Source organism: Citrobacter sp. RHB20-C16 (assembly GCF_013890155.1).
Lineage (GTDB): Bacteria > Pseudomonadota > Gammaproteobacteria > Enterobacterales > Enterobacteriaceae > Citrobacter_A > Citrobacter_A amalonaticus.
Genome location: NZ_CP057630.1, coordinates 2,003,794 through 2,023,657 on the forward strand (window position 1 = coordinate 2,003,794; position 19,864 = coordinate 2,023,657).

Consider the following 19,864-nt stretch of genomic DNA (forward strand, 5'->3'; position numbering starts at 1 on the left):
ACGTCCGGCCAGGTGCGTCCACAATTAATCGTTAAAACAGCGAAAATGGATTGTTTCTGTGACGCGGTTATAATAATTATTTAATAATCCATAAAAGGTTAGGACCTGTTTTTAAATACGTTAAATAATTTCTTGTTAATAATTAACATTCTCTTCTCTTGTGTTTGTAGGATAATTCAGTATTTTCAGAAGATTCTTAAAATGTATTTTTGATAATTCCTAAGATTGATGCTGATATTTATTTATTTTCCTGGATGGCGATTAAATAATCCTGGTTTTTTTATGATTTAACACGTTGTTGTGTTGATTTATTGTTTCTGTTTGTTTTCTGTATTGTTACACCATATGACTTTTTTGTTTTTTGTAACAAATTGATATTTATATAAATATGTTGGTTTTTGTTAATATTCCGATCTGGTGTGACGATAGAAATAAGAATAGTGATAGTTTTTTCCTATCATGATGTATTAGATTGAACAGTTATATCATTTGGCAGTTTTTTTTAAGTTAAGTGTATATTTGCGAATAGCGATACAAGGAGGGATAACGTGGTTGTCGATGATAAAATTTCTCCACTGATCGCTCTTGCGCTGAGTGAAATAAAAAATTGGGCAGCGAGGCCATCAGATCGGAAACCATTCTGCTTTCTTCCTGCAATGTGGGTACAAACACGATGCTGTTGCGCCATAGTCGCTGAATATACATTAGTGAGTATTTCAGATAAACAAGATAATTTGTTCCTGAAACAACATATAAACTATAGTGATTCTATTAGTCTGATTATTGAAAAACTTAAGGATGCGCAGGCTAACAGTGGGGAGCAGACGTGTGAGTTCTGCCAGTTTATGGCGAAGATGAATCGGGCGGATAAACACACGCTCAATGCGATTGTTTGTCTGGATACCTATGCTGACGCTTCGCAATATCTGGGATTGAGCCAGAAGTCGATATACTCAAGGTTGTACAGTATTCTTGAACGTATTAACGTAAGGGATAAGCGGTTATTTTTTCGCTGGTATAAATATATGTTGATTCATTCAACAACATTCCGGCCTCAGGGCCTGAATATTGTCCTTTCTGTGGCGGATTTTCCACCAGGCTCAGAAGTGAATGAAACGATCAACGGGCACTGAAACGTAACAGAAAAGGGAATCCTGACGGATTCCTTTTTCGCGTGTCCTGTTCAGCACGTCTATGGCAAGGGAGATCCGGCAGGGGGCACCCCTTGCCGCATCAGACTGATATTCTATACAGATGATAAGCCCTTCCGGGTTACGTCAGGATTGACGTTCGTTAATTGAATGGCTTTGGCATACCTGATGTGGGCCATTAAAACCGAACATTTACTGCGACGCCTGTTAGCAGAAAAACATACGTTATGGGCTAAGACCTGCTTTAGAGAGGGAACTTACTGATACCCGCGTTTGCTTCTTCAGACCGCAGTCAGAGTTGTTTTTCGTACAGGCGATAGCGCTTGTAGGCAACTCCGCCGATGCGTTCCAGGATTGTGCGCATCCCGCTATTAGACTCCAGAATCCAGGACATCTCCAGCGCGTCAATATGGTGTCTGGCAAACGGGTCGCGTAATGCCTCTATTAACAGCAGAGCCATGACCGGGCCAATGCGGCTGAACTGATATTCCTGACGAACGCCCATCAGAGGCACCCGCGCGGTGCGTACGCCGCTCACTTTTAGTCGCCAGAGCAGTTTGGCCCAGCCGAAAGGCAACAGCCGACCGTTGAGATCGGCGATCGCCTCATTAATATTCGGCAGGCCAACGATAAAGGCGCAAGGCACCGAATCTATTTCAGCAATGTGAATCATATCGTCCGGAACAAGGAATTTGAGCTGCTCGCCCATGGAGGCGAATTCGTGTTCCGTGAAGGGGACAAATCCCCAGTTGTGCTGCCATCCGGAGTTGAAAATTTCACGCAGAATCTGCATTTCTTCACTAAACCGCTTACGGTTGATGCTGCGAATGGTGACCTTTTGACGCACCTGATCCATCAGTCGGACCAGCGACGGTGAGAAAGATAAATCTGTGCGCTGCATCCAATAGGCAAGCAGATCGATTCCTTTGGTGTATCCCAGTTGTTCCACGTGAGCGCCATAATAGGGTTTCCCGTGTGGCATCAGCGCACAGGGCGGCGTCTCAAAGCCATCAACCAGCAGGCCGCTTTCCTGGTTAATGTTCAGGCTAAAAGGTCCGGTGATTTTTTGCGCCCCGGCGGATTTCAGCCATGATTCGGCGGCGGCAAACAGTGCGCTAAAGACCTCAGGGTCGTCGATGGCATCGAGCATGCCAAAATGACCCGTGTCGTTGCCATACCGTTTGCGATGCAGGGTGTCAATTTGTGCCGTGATGCGTCCGACGACCCGTCCTGCTTTTTTAGCGATCCATGCCTGCCAACGAATATGTTCAGAACCCGGATTTTTCGCGGACAGATGCTCTGCACGTTCAAGGTGCAAGGGGTCGATCCAGCTGTCGTCGGCGCAATAAAGTGAAGAAGGGAAAGAGATAAACGTGTTGAGGTCATGTTTATTCATGACTTTTTGTATCTGAATCATAAACAGCCTTAAATAAAAAGTGCAGAAATAAACATAATTACACTGACTGCCAACTGGTCAGTCGAAACGAAATAAATTACTGAATGTTTCTTTCTCTCTTTTACCACTTAATGCGGTTGGTGATAAAACAGGACGGTAAAACATAAGGCTGGAGTCGGACAGGGCGTTTAATGATAACTCTCCCTTCGGAGAATGAAATAAAATATTTAGCTGGGTAATATCATAATTATTGAAATTGAAATGCAGAAAAACATTTATTTTGCTGATGATCTTTTAGCCAAAAAAGAGATACTGTTTAATGACTATTTAATTTATATTATCACCCGCCGATTATTTGTTTTGTATATCCATCGATTTTAAATTCAAACATTTTCATGGTGTATATGTCCAATAGAATCTCAACTCATTCTCTTCCTATGCGTTATGCTGACTTTTCAACCCTGGTGGAAGCTCTGGACTATGCCGCTTTGGGAAATGCAGGAATGAATTTTTATGATCGACGCATTCAGCCTGAAGCGGTACTGGAATACCGAGAGCTAAAAATGCGGGCTAAAGCCGGAGCCAGACGGTTGCTTTCATTGAATCTCAACAAGGGCGATCGCGTCGCGCTGATTGCGGAAACCAGCGTCGGTTTTGTCGAAGCCTTTTTTGCGTGTCAGTATGCGGGGTTGGTGGCGGTACCGCTGGCCATTCCTATGGGGGTTGGACAACGCGATTCTTATTCCGCGAAATTGCAGGGCCTGCTCGCCAGTTGTCAGCCTGCGGCTATCATCAGCAGTGACCAATGGTTGTCGCTGATAAATGTGGTCAACGAGCATGGTGCGGCAATCCGCATTCTCAGCAATGCGCAATTTAATGCGCTGCCGGAAAAGGATATTGAGTTGCCATTACCGTCGCCAGACGATATTGCTTACCTTCAGTACACCTCAGGCAGCACGCGTTTTCCTCGTGGCGTCATTATTACTCACCGTGAAGTTATGGCGAATCTGCATGTGATTAGCCATGATGGAATCAAATTGCGAGACAGTGACCGTTGCGTATCCTGGCTGCCTTTTTATCATGATATGGGGCTGGTGGGCTTTCTGCTTACGCCTGTGGCGACTCAGCTATCCGTTGACTATCTGCGCACCCAGGATTTTGCTATGCGCCCGCTGCAGTGGTTGAAATTAATCAGTCAGAACCGCTGCACCGTCTCCGTTGCGCCGCCTTTCGGTTACGATTTATGCCTGCGTCGTATCAATGACAACGAACTTGCCGGGTTGGATCTCTCCTGCTGGCGCGTAGCCGGAGTGGGGGCAGAACCCATTTCCGCCGGACAACTGAATCAGTTTGGCGAATGTTTCAAGCGCGCGGGATTTGACAGCAAAGCATTCATGCCGTGCTATGGTTTGGCTGAAAATGCGCTGGCGGTGAGCTTTTCTGATGAAGCCTCCGGCTCACAGGTGAACGATGTCGATCGCGACGTACTCGAATGCCAGGGTAAAGCGGTTGCGCCGACGAAAAGTACCCGGGCGATATCTACCTTCGTGAATTGCGGTAAAGCGCTTCCCGGCCACCGCATTGAAATTCGTAACGAAGTTGGGAGCCCATTGCCTGAAAGAGACGTTGGCCATATCTGCATTTCCGGTCCGAGTCTGATGAGTGGTTATTTTCAGGATCCGGTTTCGCAGAAGGATATCCAGTCAACGGGATGGTTGGATACCGGGGATCTGGGCTATCTTCTGGATGGCTACCTGTACGTGACGGGACGTATAAAAGATCTGATCATTATTCGCGGTCGGAATATCTGGCCACAGGATATTGAGTATATTGCGGAACAGGAACCGGAAATACATTCCGGCGATGCGATAGCATTTGTGACGTCTCAGGAACGGATTATTTTACAGATCCAATGCCGGGTCAGTTGTGAAGAACGTCGGGCGCAGATCGTCCATAGCCTGACCGCACGGGTACAAAGCGAGTTTGGGGTTTCTGTCAGCATCGAACTCTTGCCGCCGCACAGTATTCCACGGACATCATCCGGGAAACCAGCGCGTGCGGAAGCAAAAAAACGCTACCTGAATCTCTTTGCTGAGTCGCTTAACTCACCGATCCCTATGCCGGGATACTTGCAATGAGCATCACGGTTGCGGTGACAGGTGGAACCGGCTTTATCGGGAAGCATATTATTGATGACCTGCTGTCCCGCGGTTTTGCCGTTCGGGCGTTAACCCGAACGATTCGCCACGACGTGCGCGATAATCTTGTCTGGATCAGGGGGGCGCTGGAAGACAGTGAGGTACTGGCGCAACTGGTCGCCGGGGCGGAACATGTCATCCACTGTGCCGGGCAGGTTCGCGGACACACAGAAGCGATCTTCACCCGCTGCAATGTTGAAGGCAGCCAACGGCTGATGCAGGCCGCGAAAGAGAGCGGCAGCTGTCGACGCTTTCTGTTTATCTCGTCGCTTGCAGCACGTCACCCGGAACTCTCATGGTATGCAAATTCCAAGTATGTCGCAGAACAACGGCTAACGACGATGGCCGCAGAAATTACGCTGGGGATTTTTCGACCTACGGCAGTGTATGGACCCGGTGACAAAGAGTTAACACCGCTGTTTCGCGCGATGCTGCGCGGTTACCTTCCGCGTTTTGGCGCTGCCGAGGCCCGTTTGTCATTTTTGCACGTGAGCGATTTAGCGCAGGCTGTCAGTCAATGGCTCATGGCCGACCAGACGCCGGTTTATCCGTATGAACTCTGCGATGGTGTTGCCGGTGGCTACAACTGGCAACGCATTCAGGAAATTGCGGCCGCAGTGCGCAACGGACCGGTTCACACCGTAACCATTCCGTTACCGTTACTCACATTGTTTGCCGACGCGAGTACGTTAATCAGTCGGTTTGCCGGAAAAGAACCGATGTTAACCCGGAGTAAAGTTTGTGAGTTAATCCACTCTGACTGGTCGGCAAATAATAAATCTCTGTGCGAGAAAATAAATTGGTTTCCCCGGGTTAGCCTGGAATATGCGTTACGGCAGGGGTTATTTTAATTATTTATATTACAGGTATGTTATTTTCTATGTTAAATCATGAAGAAGTAATGGATTACACCCTTGAGTGTTTACAGGGTATGGTCGAAAGCGGCGTAGATATCCATCCTGACAGCGATCTGGTTAATGATCTTGGGCTGGAATCGATTAAAGTTATGGATTTATTAATGTTGCTGGAAGATAAATTCGACATTTCCATCCCTATTAATATTTTGCTGGATGTCAGAACCCCGGCGCAATTAATGGAAGCGTTAATCCCTTATCTGGAGAGTATCAATGAGTCTCTATGATAAATTTTCGCGCCTGGCCTGCGAGCGAGAACAATTTAGCATGGCAGGAATTAACCCATTTGGCACCTGTATCGATGAGGTGTTTTCCGCAACGGAAGGACGGATTGGCAACCAAAAAATTATTCTGGCAGGTACGAATAACTATCTGGGGCTCACCTTTAATCCACAGGCGATTGCCGAGGGGCAGGCCGCTTTAGCCAGTCAGGGGACAGGCACGACCGGTTCACGAATGGCGAATGGCAGCTATGGACCACATTTAGCCTTAGAAAAGGAGATTGCCGAGTTTTTTGAGCGGCCATCAGCCATCGTATTCTCCACAGGCTATACCGCGAATTTGGGGATAATCAGCACGCTTGCCAGTCACAATGCCGTGGTATTGCTGGATGCTGACAGCCACGCCAGCATTTATGATGCCTGCGCGTTAGGTGGAGCTGAAATTATCCGCTTTCGTCATAATGACGCGAAAGATCTCGAGCGGCGCATGATGCGCCTTGGTGAGCGCGCCAAAGACGCGATCATCATTGTCGAAGGCATTTACAGCATGCTGGGCGACATTGCGCCACTGGTCGATATTGTCGAGATCAAAAAACGGTTGGGTGGCTTTTTAATTGTCGATGAAGCCCATTCCTTCGGCGTGATGGGCGCGAAGGGACGGGGACTGGCGGAAGCCGCCGGTGTGGAGCAGGATGTCGATATTATTGTGGGAACCTTCAGTAAGAGCCTGGCTTCTATTGGTGGTTTTGCCGTCGGCGATCAGAGCATGGATGTCCTGCGTTACGCCAGTCGTCCCTACATTTTTACCGCATCCCCATCGCCATCGAGCATTGCAACCGTCCGCTCTGCGTTGAAAACGATCGCAACACAACCGGAGCTGCGCCAAAAGCTGTGGGATAACGCAGCGCGACTGTATGAAGGGCTTGAGAAACTGGGCTATGAGCTGAGTTCGCACATCAGCCCTGTGGTGCCGGTGATTATTGGCGCAAAAGAAGAGGGACTGCGTATCTGGCGAGAACTGATCGCCGCTGGCGTTTATGTGAATCTCATTTTGCCACCGGCTGCCCCCGCCGGGATTACGTTGCTGCGTTGCAGTGTTAATGCCGCGCATACCTACGAGCAGATTGACGCGATTATTCAGGCATTTGCACAGCTGAAAAAATAATCTGCTCTGCGCAGCAGATATTGTTCCTGAGAATATCTGCTGCGATGTCTTACTCCTGTCCATCACGCCGTCTGATGAATGTTGCGATATCAGGGTTGGCGATCGAATCGATAAACCAGTATTAATGCCACCGCCAGGAGCAATATTGGCGGTGCCAGCGTTGTCATTTGCACGGGCTTTGTTGAATAAATCAGATTTCGGGTAAGTCTCCCCCGTAGCGGGTTGTGTTTTCAGGTAATACGCACGCTTTCAGGCATACCTGCTTTCGTCATTTTGTTCAGCGCTCGTACCAGGGCCATAGCCTCCGCAACCTGACCATCGTAGTCACGCAGCGTCAGTGAACCCCCGAACAGCTGTTTTACCCGGTACATCGCCGTTTCCGCTATCGAGCGACGGTTGTAATCTGTTGTCCATTTCCACCGCGCATTACTCCCGGTCATTCGCTGATTAGCCACTGCACGGTTACGGTCTGCATATTCACCGGGCCAGTAACCCGCACCTTTTCGGGGTGGGATAAGCGCGCTGATTTTCTTACGCCGCAGTTCATCGTGACAGAGCCGGGTGTCGTAAGCGCCGTCTGCCGATGCTGCCCTGATTTTTCTGTGAGTCTGCCGGATAAGACCCGGGAAGGCTTCTGAGTCCGTCACATTGTTCAGCGACAGGTCAGCGCAGATGATTTCATGTGTTTTACTGTCAACGGCGAGATGCAGCTTACGCCAGATACGGCGGCGTTCCTGGCCATGCTTTTTGACTTTCCACTCGCCTTCACCGAAGACCTTCAGCCCGGTGGAATCAATTACCAGGTGTGCGATTTCACCCCGGGTGGGCGTTTTGAAACTGACATTAACCGACTTTGCCCGCCTACTGACACAGCTGTAATCCGGGCAGCGCAACGGAACATTCATCAGTGTAAAAATGGAATCAATAAAACCCTGCGCAGCGCGCAGGGTCAGCCTGAATACGCGTTTAATGACCAGCACAGTCGTGATGGCAAGGTCAGAATAGCGCTGAGGTCTGCCTCGTGAAGAAGGTGTTGCTGACTCATACCAGGCCTGAATAGCTTCATCATCCAGCCAGAAAGTTATGGAGCCACGGTTGATGAGGGCTTTATTGTAGGTGGGCCAGTTGGTGATTTTGAACTTTTGCTTTGCCACGGAACGGTCTGCGTTGTCGGGAAGATACGTGATCTGATCCTTCAACTCAGCAAAAGTTCGATTTATTCAACAAAGCCATTTGCACGTTCAGGGAATAGAGCAGTCCCAGGTTGACGATGATCTGGTCACAGACGTAAGTAAGTAGACCAACGATCACACCGACGGCCAGTCGACTCCCGAGTCCGGGAGCGCGGGGGGTGCTAAAGGTGAAAGGGATCGCCAGTAAAATCATCGCCAGGATTAAAAGCGGATGTCCCAGCTTTAGCCACAACGCCAGCGTAAATTCGAGACTGGGTTGACCTGTACTCTTCAGGTAGGAAATATAATGACTGAGTTGTTTAACTGAAAAACTGCTGCTGGGCAGGGTGAGTTCCTCAAGACTCATGTCCCCGAACAAAGATGACCACACGACGTTCTCTTTCGTCTCGGTTGTCTCCTTACCGTTGGCCCACGCTTTTTGATTGACGCCCTCAAGCCGCCAGACGCCGTTATCTGAAATGGTGGCGGTCCGCGCATAGATATACCGTTGCAGAGAGTGGTCCGCCCGGTAGTAAAAGAGCTCAATGCCTTCTGGTTGGCGATGCGCATCCAGCGATTTTACCGTCACAAACACATTGCCGCGCCGGGCCCACAGAATGTTTCCTGCCGTATCGTGATTGCTGTAGCGCGTTTTAATCTGCAACGCCTGTTGTTGCATCGGTGAGGCAATCCATTCGTCAATGACGCCGAGGGCAACGATTAGCATCAGTCCCGCGCTTAGCGTCACTATGGCGATTTTGAAAATTGAGCATCCCGTGGTGCGTATGGCGGTTAATTCCCCGCTTTTCGACAACTGTCCCAATCCGATAATACCACCGAGCAAAGCGATAAACGGACCAAGATCGATAAGGGTCCTCGGCAATGTCATCAACACGACCATCACCGCCTGCGTCCAGCGGTATCCGTCTGGACTCACATCATCGAGTTCGCCGATCAGATTAAAGGTGGTAAACAGGGGAAGCAGTAACCCTGCAGCCGCCGCAAATCCTAAAAAGAGATTGCGTATGATATAGCGACTGAAGATTTTCATTTATACGTTTTCCATCGCAGCGTGCCGTCGCGAATCAACAGAATCACCAGACCTGACAGCATGAGCAGGGGGACCAGCCACAGTCCCGGCGTGACGGGCAACGCACCGTTGGCGACCAGCGTACGGCATATATTACCGCCATAAAAAATGATGACGAATAAGAGCGTGAGCGGGAGCAGTGTGGAAAACCGTCCCTGGCGCGGCCTGACGCGGCTTAACGGGACTGCCAGCAGCCCCATGAACAACGCGCAGACTCCGCGACTTTCCCGCCATTGCAGTTCAGCGGTATCCGCCGGTGCAGAGGAACGAGCGAGCGTCTGTATGGATTTCGCCTTGCGTTTGACCTCGTCATTCTGGTCGAACGGTTTCATATTCAGTTTGAGATTGCGGAAAATTTGCTCGTTATCATCACTGCCCTGATGATCCAGGACATAGCCGGTACCGGAGTGCAACATCACTGAGGGCGTCGTGGAGGAGGGATCAACAACGTCCACGCTGTTGGCCCTGAAGATACTGGTTTTACTGGCAGAGGCGGTGTAAATCAGCGCATCATTCAAATGAGCTGCGTCGGGGTCAATCTGACGGGCGAGGATCATCCGTCCATTGTTGTTGACGTTAAACTTTCTTGCCTGCAGGTGACGGACATCCAGCTCTGACTGCGACTGTTGTTCTAACTGATAAATTTGCGCGTAAGCCCAGGGTCTGCCGTACAGAGACAGGAGCAACACCAGAATACTCAATGGAATGGCGAGGAACATCACGGCGCGATAAAGACGTGAAGGCGTGGCACCAGCGGCGGCTATCGCCGTCATTTCCGAATCGGTATACATCTGGCCAAGGGTGACGCCGACGGAAACATACAGACCGACCGGAAGCAACATCTCCAGCGCAATCAAAACTTTATAGAAGACAACATTCAGCACAACGCCGAGGGCTAATGTCCCGTTGGCCGCTTCGGTCAGGTAGCGCTGTGCGCAATAGCAGGCGAAAATAAAAATCAGAAAGCCCACAAGTGTCACCACCAGTCGACAAATGCCGGTCATGATGTAGTGTTCAATTAATTTCATCACAGGCCTGGCGATTCGTTAACCATCTTTTGTACCATCGCGATGACCTGATGCACCTCTTTCGGCGTCAGATCACCATCCTTAGCCCACGAGACGCGGCCCTCTTTATCCAGCACCAGAATGGTTGAACTCATCTCATTGAGTTGCCAGGTTTTGCGCCCCAGTCCGCTGCTGTCGATGATAAATTGTGCCCACGGGTAGCGACGTTTGTTTTTTTCTATCTTGCCAAGGACAAAGAAACCAGAACCAAAGATCACATCATCGGTATTCACGATGGTGGTCGGTTGAAAGCGGTCCAGAGGGAAATGGGCGGCCTTAACGGCTTTTATCAACATTGCGTTTTTCTTTTTTGCCGATTTTCGCCCGGCAATATACTGAACAATGCGCACCTTTCCTGCCAGTTCACCGCTATTCCAGGTTCGGTAGCTAAACGTATCGCGATTATCCAGCAGTAATTCGCCGCGATCCGTAATGACAATGGGCTTAACCGGCTGGCCACCGACAAAGTTATGTGCTGACGCCAGCCATGGCGAGAGCAGAAGTGAAATCATCAATAATCGACGTATCAGCATCGCAAATCCTTTATTTCGCTGAGTCGGGATGGAGAACCCAGTGTCGGGCAATCTACAGAGGATAACGGGCGAGCCATTGCTCTATACGGCCACGAATATCGCCATTCAGTGCGCAGGGCTCGTCGTACGGTGTTCGCATTTCCATTGCATCGGCCACCATCTCATCATGCCGGTCTCCCATCAGACCGTTAATAGCAGCCAGAAAGCGGGAGATGGCGCGAGCATCGTGATTGTCAGGTTCGAGAGAGCGTAACGTATCGAAATAAGAAACCTGCTGACTGATGATTTTTCGCATAGTGTGGAATTCACGTCCTGTCAGTTGCGGTTGGGCCAGCAGGTCCCGTAGCGTGCGCATTTGCGCCTGACAATAGGTGGTAAATCCGTTGGCCGTTTCTGGCTGACTGTGGTGCAAGGAATACTGGACAACCCACCAGACGGGAAGGCTCAGGAAAAGACGCAAGCGCTTTCCATAGGTGGCAATAATCGTTTTATTTCCGTTACGAAACCCGTCCTGGAAGTGGCCGAGAAAAACGGTGGTTTTGCTAAATAAACGGCCTGCCTGGTGGGTCTTGCGATAGAGACGCAGTGCGAAACGTAAATGCTTATAACGCGCGCGAATGTATTTGTACTGCATCCGTTCGTTATCTGACAGCTCGCCGCCGCGTAATTGTTTCAGTACCAAATGCAGTAAGTCCGTTCGGGTAAAACCCTCCTCCCAAAACTGCAGGCACAAATCATAACAGCGACGGATATTGTCCTCGGTGCAGTAGGTATGAATATGTTCCGGTAGCGTGGCATGGCGATCAACGATGTCGTCTTCTTCCACCGCCGCAAAGAGGCGTTGAAGAACGTCTGGCGAGAATTTTTCGTGTGTCATGAGTGAGTCTCTTTGTCTGCGGTAAATGGCAAGCGCTGACGATGGCGATAGGCGTGTAATGTCGGGATCATGGAAAGCAGCACATCCAGGCATTGTCCGGCGAAATAAGCAAATGCCGCGCCGATTACGCCAAAGAGATGCGACAGCCCTGGTAGCAGGACTATGTAGGCGATAGAAGCCAGGGTCTGTGCGGTCAGAAAAGCCCGCTGTTTGCCGGACATAAGCAGCAGCGATTCCTGAGGAAACCCCAACATTGAGACGATAATTGCACCAAGCATAATCTGGATGAGGTCATACGCCTGGAGGTATTTGACGCCAAAAACCAGCGAAATAAGCGGCTTACCAACAATCACCACCGCAAGTGCTACGACGATTCCAATCCCGCCGGCCAGCAACGCGGATTTCATTCCCAGTTGCCACGGCTTTTTGCTGCGCGGATCTAAGCGCATCACTTCGGGATAAAAGCTCTTTGCAAGCAGCTGCGCTGGCGTTCCTGTCGCATCAAAGAAAGTCATCGCAATTTTAAACAGCCCGGCGGCGGCAGGGCCGAGAACGACACCCACCAATACCGTGCTGCAGGAGTTGCGAGCAGACCAGATCGTGTGGGCAAAGTTGGTTGCCCAGACAAAATTCCAAGCGCCTTCAAGGCGGCGCGCCGACTCAAACAGTCGTGGGCGTAGCGCACCGTGAATATTCCGGCTACGCAGTTCGCGCGCGGCAAACCACCAGTACATTGTGCCGCCGACCAGGCTGGAGGCGTACCAGGTGATCACAAAACCGGCAAACCCAAAATCGCCGAAATACGCGATAACGCTGCCCAGCGCGCGCAGGAAAGGTTTGGTGGCCTGCTGTACGGCAATCAAATCAAAACGGTTTACCGCCCGCAAAATCCCCGTTGGGGTTGATGAGGCCATTGAAGGGATCAGCGTGCAGTACAGCATTGCCAGCCAAAAGCTGTCGGCATCGAGGCCTAATGAATGCGAAAGAAACGGCAGTAACCCCATCCCGCAAAGGATCGCCGCAGCACCGCTGGCGATATCCAGGCTAAAGGAAAAAGAGATCACATCGCGGAACTGCTGCTGATTATTATTTTCCAGCGCGGGTGTGCCGTACTGAACGACCAGTTGCCAGGTCTGGAATTTGGCAAAATCGCTAATGGCTTTGGTGTACGACTGAACAATGACCAGCACGCCGAACATCGCAGGCGTCATCCCTTTACCGGCGCAGGAAAGCGCCAGTAACCCCAGCAGGGCGCTCACCACATTGCTGGAGCCTAAATAGGCGCTGTTACGAATGATGGTGCGAAACGCGCCATCAGCAAACCACTTTTTCATGGGATAAAAACCCGCCAGACCTGTTAATGATCACTCAGCAGGAGCAAACCCGCCCAGCATAAAATCTCAGGCCAGTGACGCGTACGTGCCTGAGTCCAGAGATTCTTTTGCTATGGGTGCTCCCCGATTTCGGGCAGGACGCTGGCATGTTGTGATAAAACGCGCCTGCGCTGAGAATCCCGGGCTGTAACGGAGGCGGCTGCCAGCGCTTTTTCCAGCACCTCGCGGTAGGGCGCTCTGGAATCCAGATCGAGAATTCTCGAGCCGTTGTAGGTGAGCTTCATCATGACGTCGATTTTGTCGCGCAACTCGTTGTAGTCGTGGTCGGGCTTACGGGAAAATGCGGTACCAATATCGATATCAAGACGAATGATGAGTTCAGGACGATATAACGCCATTTCCTGATACAGGCGGGATTCGCGCCTGGCCATGCGGGTTTTCACCCAGCCCGTTGCGCGTTCGACGCCAATCCCCGGTCCGTCATAATGAAAACCGGAAATTTCGGCCTGAGGGTATCGATCGCTAATCACCAGCACGCCGCTTTGCGCCAGTCGCCGGACCTTGCGTAAGTTAGCCATCCGGCGTAGCGAGAACCCGTACATAATTAACGCCGCCCAAAGTGCGGGAGCCCGGGTACTCATGCTCTGCGTTTTTGACGACTTGGTCGCCAGTCGTCGTTCAAGCCATGTCCCGATAAGCGGCAGACGTTTGATTTTGTCGCCATCTTCTCCGGAAACAAGTCCCAGATAGCGGCGTTCAGTTACCCACTTTTGCTGCAGGTTTTTTACCAAATCCGCCGTCAGCGTGGATTTACCGGTGCCATCACAGCCCACCACGGCAATCAGTCCCGGAATATATTCCGGTAATGGCCCGTTCTGGGGGCTTAAGTTCTCTGTGTCCATGTCGTTCCGTCTTAAAAAGGACTCGCAAATCCGATCCTGTGATCGCGAAGAGAGGTCTGAATTGAGCGTAATGACTCAGTAAGAATTTTATCCGCCGACTCCCGACCGTTCAGTTCGAGGATTGGTGCTCCGTTGAACGTCAGATGCGGCGTGACCGCGATCTTCTCGTGGAGCACGGCAAGGGGATGATCAGGCTTACGTGAGAAGGCGGTTTCTTCATCGATATCCAGCCGGATCAACAGCAGAGGCCGCCAGGAGGCCATCCACTGGTACAACTGGAGTTCACGGGCTTTCAGGAGTCGTACCCACCGATTACCGCCAGCCGTTTTGGCCAGTTGTGGCCCGTCGAAGCGAAAACCGGGCACTTCCGCCTGGGGATAACGATCGACGATGAACAGCGTGCCTTGCCGACTCTGAATTAGCATGCTGCGGAATTTGTACGCTCTCCAGCAAGAGAGCAGGAAGATCACCAGCGCCGTGATGTTTCCTGGTGGCGCAGAAGGACTCTGGTGTACGTGTGCCGCTTTTTTTCGCAGATAACGCCCCAACAACGCCCCGACAACAGGCAAATGTTCAATCCATTCACCAATACGACCAGAGGACTGCCCGAGATAAAGCTGTTTTGTTGGCAACTGTAGGGCGAGATGCGACGTCAGGCTGGCTGCCAGGGTTGATTTACCTGAACCATCGCAACCGACTATAGCAATCACCCGTGCGAAAGGGGGAGGTATAGTGGGAATAGTATATTGACTCACGAAAGATCCAGTTTAAATAATTAATTGAGGGCGGCGGTTGTGTGCCAAGAATATCTGTTCAATAAAGTTGTGACAATGGGTAATTGTCGTTTTAGTATTAACAATTATATCCGGAAGGAGAGTCGGATAATAAATTATTCATGGTGGGTATTTTTGTTTAAGGGTGTATTTATGCAATCAATTAAACCTCCGCTAATAGCCGTTATTGGCAGCGATGGTTCGGGGAAAACAACGGTCTGCGAACATCTTGTTATCTGTTTGCAGAAATATGGCCCGACTGAAAAAGTTCATCTGGGTAAACAGGCAGGAAATGTAGGGCGCGCCGTGGTTAAATTACCGTTAATGGGTAATTCATTAGGTAACGTTATCGAACGTAATAAAGTTAAAACTGCAAAAAAATTACCTGGAGTGGTACCTGCATTAGTGATTATGTTTTTCGTTGCGCGTCGGTTATTGCGGTTTCGCCATATGCTGACGTGTCGTCGGCAGGGCCTCATTGTGTTAGCCGATCGCTACCCTCAGATACAAATCCCCGGCGCTTATGATGGTACTGTATTTCCCGTCAATACAGAGGGGAGTCGCTTCGTGCGTTGGATGGCCGAACAAGAACGCTCGGCGTTTCACTGGATGGCCAGCCATAAGCCGGATTTAGTGATAAAACTGAATGTTGATCTCGACGTTGCTTGTGTACGTAAACCCGATCACCGTAGAGAAGCGCTGGCAAGAAAAATCGCGATAACACCGCAACTGACCTTTGGCGGCGCGCCTCTGGTTGATATCGATGCTAATCAGCCGCTGGATGAAGTGCTGGCGGATGCGGAAAAAGCGATAACCGCGTTTATGGCTGCTCGTGGCTATCATCACACTGACGGTAATCAGCCCGCCGTTAGCTTTCATCCTCAGTAAGTATTGATGCCCAGTCTGGCGAACTGGGCATTCTCAGGTATATTCCGTTTCGCTAAGCCGGCAGTTGACTTAGATAAGTAGCAGAGAAGCCCAATACAGAAACCCGGACAGCAAAATCGCCGCTGGTAACGTGAATACCCAGGCCATCGCGATGCTGGTGACGGTTTTCCGCTGTAATCCGCCGCCGTCGACGATCATCGTTCCTGCGACGGCGGAAGAGAGCACATGCGTAGTAGAAACCGGCATCCCGATATAGCTGGCAAGACCAATGGAGATCGCCGCCGTGATCTGTGCGGACATTCCCTGGGCATAGGTCATCCCTTTTTTGCCAATCTTCTCGCCAATTGTGGTGGCCACGCGCCGCCAACCGATCATTGTTCCCATGCCCAACGCCAGCGCGACCGCCATGATTATCCAGATCGGCGCATATTCAATGGTGCTCAGCATGTCGGTTTTCAGTTTTTTCAACAGATGCACGTCGCTACGACTGATATCCGCTAGTTTTGCCACTTTATCTGCCGTATCGGAGATACACAGCATGATGCGTCGTAACTGACCGCGTTGCGGCACGCTTAATGTGTCGTAACTCTCCAGGTTTGCTGGTAACAGTGTTTTCACGCGACCCAGGGCATCCATCGTATTCGCCGGATGGCAATGAAATTCGGTGGTTGAGGAGGAATTCGCTGTCGATACAGTAAGCGGTTGAGCCTTATCCACTACCTGTTTTATCACGTCAGGGTGCTGCTGAAAGTAGATTTCAAGATTGCTGACAGCATCACGCGTGCGGGTGATTTCGTAGCCTGAAGCGCTCATGTTCACCACGAAACCGGCAGGCGCAATCCCCACCAGTACCAGCATCACCAGGCCGATCCCTTTCTGACCATCGTTCGCGCCGTGAGAGAAGGCCACGCCCGCCGCTGAGGAGATGAGCGAAATACGCGTCCAGAATGGGGGTTTCTTTTTACCGCCTTTCTTTTTCCGTTCTTCAGGAAGACGGTGGATGAGATCGCGTTTTTTAGTGCCGCTCCAGTAGCGGCGTAGCAGAAAGATCAGGCCGCCTGCGATCACCATTCCGACGACGGGAGACGCAATCAACGACGCAAAGATATTGACCACTGCCGGGATGTTTAACGCATCGACTACCGACGTCCCGTTCATCAGTGCGTTGGTGAGCCCAATCCCAATAATTGCGCCTATTAGGGTATGAGAACTGGAGGCCGGTAACCCGAAATACCAGGTTCCAAGGTTCCAGATAATCGCCGCCAGTAACAGGGAAAAAATCATCGCGAGGCCACGTGACGACCCCATATTGAGCAGTAAATCCGTGGGTAGCATATGCACAATGGCATAGGCAACGCTGAGTCCGCCCAGCAGGACGCCAAAGAAGTTGAAAACCGCCGCCATCATTACTGCCAGATGGGGTTGCATGGCACGGGTATAAATGACGGTCGCGACCGCATTGGCGGTGTCGTGAAATCCGTTTATAGCTTCGTAGAACAGGACAAAGACCAGCGCAAGTAAAAGCATCAAGCCGGTATATAAATCCAGACCAGAAAATAAATGTAGCATAGGGGATATACCGCCATTTTGAAGAGACGAACGGGCGCATTATCAGTGACTTTCGTGATTCGGGCAAAGTGAAATATCACCTTTTTTTGATATGACATCCGTATCGCATTATTTTTTGGATGATTATTTTTATCTAATTCAACGGGGTAGGCGATAATTTAGAAAGGAGAGGCATGCTTTTCTGGTTTTAATAATGGAGTGAGTGTCGATTGAGTCATTAGGCGAATCTGCATATATTCTCAACAATATAAAAACGGAATCTATAAAAGATTTATAAATATTTATTTTATGAATGATTGAAAAAGGGTAAATCCTGTTTTGTGGTGAGCTCCTTCAGGTATATAATTATTTTTGCTATGCAGGAATATATCGGATTAGATAAGGAACCGGGTAAAATGGATTTCAGGTCAGTAATATTGTCATGTGTAACCCTCTCTATTTTGTTGGGTTGTGTCACGCATTCCCCCATTGATGCGAAGAAAACCACATCGCAGGTGGAGAGTTCTGGCCGAAATACGACGTCACCCTCCTGGCTGACGGACAAAGATATTTTTGGTAATGAAACCACGCTGGCGATCTCTGAAGACGATATTCAGGCGGCACTGGCAGAAGACAATTTTCGCGTACCGCTGAACTCACCCGTCATTCTGGTACAGTCTGGCAATCGGGCGCCAGAGACGGTCATGCAGCAGGAAATGAGCCGCTATTACACGGTTGCGACGTTTTCCGGCATTCCGGACAGGCAAAAAAAAGCGATCTGTAATAAAGACAAAAGCAAAGACGAGAACCAGGACGCGGCGGTTGCTGAGAATACCAACTGGATGCAGGCGCTACGCTACATTGCGGCGAAAGGGCATCAGAAAGCGATTATCGTTTATCAGGAGACGTTGCAGTCCGGTAGATTTGATGCCGCGACCAAAAGCATGGTCTGGTCGGATTTTAAAGCAGGGAAACAGCCTGACAGCACATCGCTACGCTATCTGGTGCGTTTCACGCTGGTGGATGTCGCGAGTGGCGATTGGGCGACCTGGTCACCGTTTAATTATGAGACCAAAATACTAACCCCGCAGCCTGGACAGAAGGCATCCGTAGAGACGGTGACGGAACAGCAGATTGTGCAACTTAAGCAACAAACGTATGCCGCAATGGTTAAGGACCTGGTGGCGCGTTATCAGTAACGCGCGACGTCTGCCATAGGTCATCCTGCTGGCAGACGGTTGCAGACGCTTCCCTAAACTGACCTGGCGTCCGTCCAGAGAGGCGAAACAGGTGTATTCAAGAAAGACGGGGAGACAGCGGCACTCCCTTCGTGTGTGCCGCATTCAGCAACCCTTGAGCGAAATGCCAACCCTTTTGGTGAAACAATAAGCACTATCACATTTTGAATGTGAAGTATTGGCTGGCGGTTTTCGTCTTGTCGGCTTTGTAAAATCCGCAATCAGTCCTATAGTCCACAGAGTTTCTTTGTTTACAGGATCCTCTAATGCGTTTTAACGGACTGAATAAAGGGTTTTTCCTCTTTCTTCTCGCCATGGTGACATGGGCTTTCTTCGACGTGCTGTCGCCATACTTTTCCGCCATTTTATGGGCTGCGATTCTGACGGTTATCTTCTACCCGGTAAAAAATAGGCTGCGTTCGGCGTTAGGGGAGCGTAACGGGGTAGCGTCTCTGCTGACGCTGGGTATCATCTGCCTGATCGTATTCATCCCGTTAATGCTGATCCTCTCCTCACTCGCCGTTGAACTGAATGTGGTGTACACCAAGCTGCAGCATAACGACGCTCAGTTCCCGGAAGTGGTGGCGAGCTTGTTTGCGCATATGCCGGAGTGGGCGCGTTCGTTTCTTGCCGATCACTCCCTTGATAACGCCGCAAAAATCCAGCAGAAGCTGTCGGATGTGGTGCTAAAGGGCGGGCAATATCTGGCCGGGAGCGCCTTCCTGATTGGCAAAGGCACCTTTGGTTTCGCGATCAGTTTCGGCATCATGCTCTACCTGCTCTTTTTCCTGCTCAAGGATGGCCCGTTTCTGGTTCGGCAGATCCTCGACTCGCTACCGTTGTCGAATTTCGTTAAGCAACATCTGTTTGCAAAGTTTGCGGCGGTCTCCCGGGCGACGGTAAAAGGCACGGTTGTGGTGGCGATCGTGCAGGGGACGTTGGGCGGAATTGCGTTTTACATTGTGGGGATTGATGGCAGCATTCTGTGGGGGGCGCTGATGGCGTTTCTGTCCCTGATCCCGGCAGTGGGTTCCGCGATCGTCTGGGTGCCAGCCGCCATTTATCTTTTTTCGACGCAGCAACTGTGGCAGGGCTTTTTCATCGTCGGTTTCTTCGTGGTGGTGGTAGGGCTGGTGGATAATATTCTGCGCCCCATTCTGGTCGGCAAAGATACCAAAATGCCTGATTACCTGATTCTTATCACCACGGTGGGCGGAATGGAGATTTATGGTATCAATGGTTTCGTCATTGGTCCACTCGTTGCCGCGCTGTTTATCGCCTGCTGGAACATTCTTTCCGGGCGCGATCACGCGGGGAATGCCGAAGAACTCGATAAAGATTTTATTGAGGATGGCATCGCTGAGGATAATAAAGCCGAGTGATGCAAATCCGGATGG

At 50.4% G+C, this 19,864-nt stretch carries 17 protein-coding genes and 1 pseudogene; 8 read left to right on the forward strand and 10 right to left on the reverse strand.

Annotation, left to right across the window (positions count from 1 at the left end; genetic code table 11):
- The first annotated feature begins 548 nt into the window (after window positions 1–548).
- Entirely contained in the window at window positions 549–1,133 is a 585-nt protein-coding gene (locus HVX64_RS09570; RefSeq protein WP_044258110.1) for a hypothetical protein, read from the forward strand.
- A gap of 310 nt (window positions 1,134–1,443) precedes the next feature.
- On the opposite strand, the gene HVX64_RS09575 is transcribed toward HVX64_RS09570, so the two are convergent.
- Window positions 1,444–2,568, reverse strand: coding sequence for a hypothetical protein (locus HVX64_RS09575; RefSeq protein ID WP_043001073.1), 1,125 nt, complete (start codon window positions 2,566–2,568; stop codon window positions 1,444–1,446).
- A 383-nt stretch (window positions 2,569–2,951) separates the two neighbouring features.
- On the opposite strand from HVX64_RS09575, the gene HVX64_RS09580 reads away from it, so the two are divergent.
- Genes HVX64_RS09580 through HVX64_RS09595 form a run of 4 tightly spaced genes read left to right on the forward strand, consistent with a single transcriptional unit; the run spans window position 2,952 to window position 7,045 of the window.
- Window positions 2,952–4,685 (forward strand): fatty acyl-AMP ligase, encoded by a 1,734-nt coding sequence (locus tag HVX64_RS09580; RefSeq protein ID WP_206268216.1) that lies wholly within the window; start codon window positions 2,952–2,954, stop codon window positions 4,683–4,685.
- Complete coding sequence (locus HVX64_RS09585) at window positions 4,682–5,596, forward strand: NAD(P)-dependent oxidoreductase (protein ID WP_044258107.1); 915 nt, start codon at window positions 4,682–4,684, stop codon at window positions 5,594–5,596. Before HVX64_RS09580 ends, HVX64_RS09585 begins: the two co-directional genes overlap by 4 nt.
- A gap of 29 nt (window positions 5,597–5,625) precedes the next feature.
- Window positions 5,626–5,886, forward strand: a complete 261-nt coding sequence (locus HVX64_RS09590) for an acyl carrier protein (RefSeq protein WP_043001963.1) — start codon at window positions 5,626–5,628, stop codon at window positions 5,884–5,886.
- Entirely contained in the window at window positions 5,873–7,045 is a 1,173-nt protein-coding gene (locus tag HVX64_RS09595) for an aminotransferase class I/II-fold pyridoxal phosphate-dependent enzyme (protein WP_156595356.1), read from the forward strand. Before HVX64_RS09590 ends, HVX64_RS09595 begins: the two co-directional genes overlap by 14 nt.
- Before the next feature lie 230 nt (window positions 7,046–7,275).
- On the opposite strand, the gene HVX64_RS09600 is transcribed toward HVX64_RS09595, so the two are convergent.
- From HVX64_RS09600 to HVX64_RS09635, 8 genes and pseudogenes are all read right to left on the reverse strand, one after another.
- Complete coding sequence (locus HVX64_RS09600; RefSeq protein ID WP_346010953.1) at window positions 7,276–8,199, reverse strand: IS5-like element IS903B family transposase; 924 nt, start codon at window positions 8,197–8,199, stop codon at window positions 7,276–7,278.
- Between the two features lie 85 nt (window positions 8,200–8,284).
- Window positions 8,285–9,268: pseudogene (gene lptG, locus HVX64_RS09605) on the reverse strand (LPS export ABC transporter permease LptG); the annotation flags it as partial.
- Complete coding sequence (lptF, locus tag HVX64_RS09610; RefSeq protein WP_054177318.1) at window positions 9,265–10,335, reverse strand: LPS export ABC transporter permease LptF; 1,071 nt, start codon at window positions 10,333–10,335, stop codon at window positions 9,265–9,267. The pseudogene lptG and the gene lptF, both read right to left, overlap by 4 nt.
- Window positions 10,335–10,907, reverse strand: coding sequence for a YtfJ family protein (locus HVX64_RS09615; protein WP_043001067.1), 573 nt, complete (start codon window positions 10,905–10,907; stop codon window positions 10,335–10,337). The genes lptF and HVX64_RS09615 overlap by 1 nt, the downstream gene beginning before the upstream one ends.
- Before the next feature lie 52 nt (window positions 10,908–10,959).
- Entirely contained in the window at window positions 10,960–11,784 is an 825-nt protein-coding gene (locus tag HVX64_RS09620; protein ID WP_044258101.1) for a hypothetical protein, read from the reverse strand.
- Entirely contained in the window at window positions 11,781–13,118 is a 1,338-nt protein-coding gene (locus HVX64_RS09625) for a lipopolysaccharide biosynthesis protein (RefSeq protein WP_044258100.1), read from the reverse strand. Before HVX64_RS09625 ends, HVX64_RS09620 begins: the two co-directional genes overlap by 4 nt.
- A gap of 110 nt (window positions 13,119–13,228) precedes the next feature.
- Window positions 13,229–14,020: a hypothetical protein gene (locus HVX64_RS09630; protein WP_044258098.1), complete on the reverse strand. Its 792-nt coding sequence runs from the start codon at window positions 14,018–14,020 to the stop codon at window positions 13,229–13,231.
- A gap of 11 nt (window positions 14,021–14,031) precedes the next feature.
- A complete protein-coding gene (locus HVX64_RS09635; RefSeq protein WP_044258095.1) occupies window positions 14,032–14,775 on the reverse strand; it encodes a hypothetical protein in 744 nt (247 codons plus the stop codon).
- 171 nt (window positions 14,776–14,946) lie between these two features.
- On the opposite strand from HVX64_RS09635, the gene HVX64_RS09640 reads away from it, so the two are divergent.
- Window positions 14,947–15,681: a dTMP kinase gene (locus HVX64_RS09640; protein WP_044258092.1), complete on the forward strand. Its 735-nt coding sequence runs from the start codon at window positions 14,947–14,949 to the stop codon at window positions 15,679–15,681.
- Window positions 15,682–15,750: 69 nt separating this feature from the next.
- Here HVX64_RS09640 and pitA read toward each other — a convergent pair whose 3' ends face one another.
- Window positions 15,751–17,250, reverse strand: a complete 1,500-nt coding sequence (pitA, locus tag HVX64_RS09645; RefSeq protein WP_181825397.1) for an inorganic phosphate transporter PitA — start codon at window positions 17,248–17,250, stop codon at window positions 15,751–15,753.
- 395 nt (window positions 17,251–17,645) lie between these two features.
- Between pitA and HVX64_RS09650 the strand changes: the two genes are divergently transcribed.
- Together HVX64_RS09650 and HVX64_RS09655 are read left to right on the forward strand one after the other, a co-directional pair.
- Complete coding sequence (locus tag HVX64_RS09650) at window positions 17,646–18,428, forward strand: hypothetical protein (protein WP_044258137.1); 783 nt, start codon at window positions 17,646–17,648, stop codon at window positions 18,426–18,428.
- A gap of 305 nt (window positions 18,429–18,733) precedes the next feature.
- Window positions 18,734–19,849 (forward strand): AI-2E family transporter, encoded by a 1,116-nt coding sequence (locus HVX64_RS09655; RefSeq protein ID WP_044258086.1) that lies wholly within the window; start codon window positions 18,734–18,736, stop codon window positions 19,847–19,849.
- The last annotated feature ends 15 nt before the right edge of the window (window positions 19,850–19,864 follow it).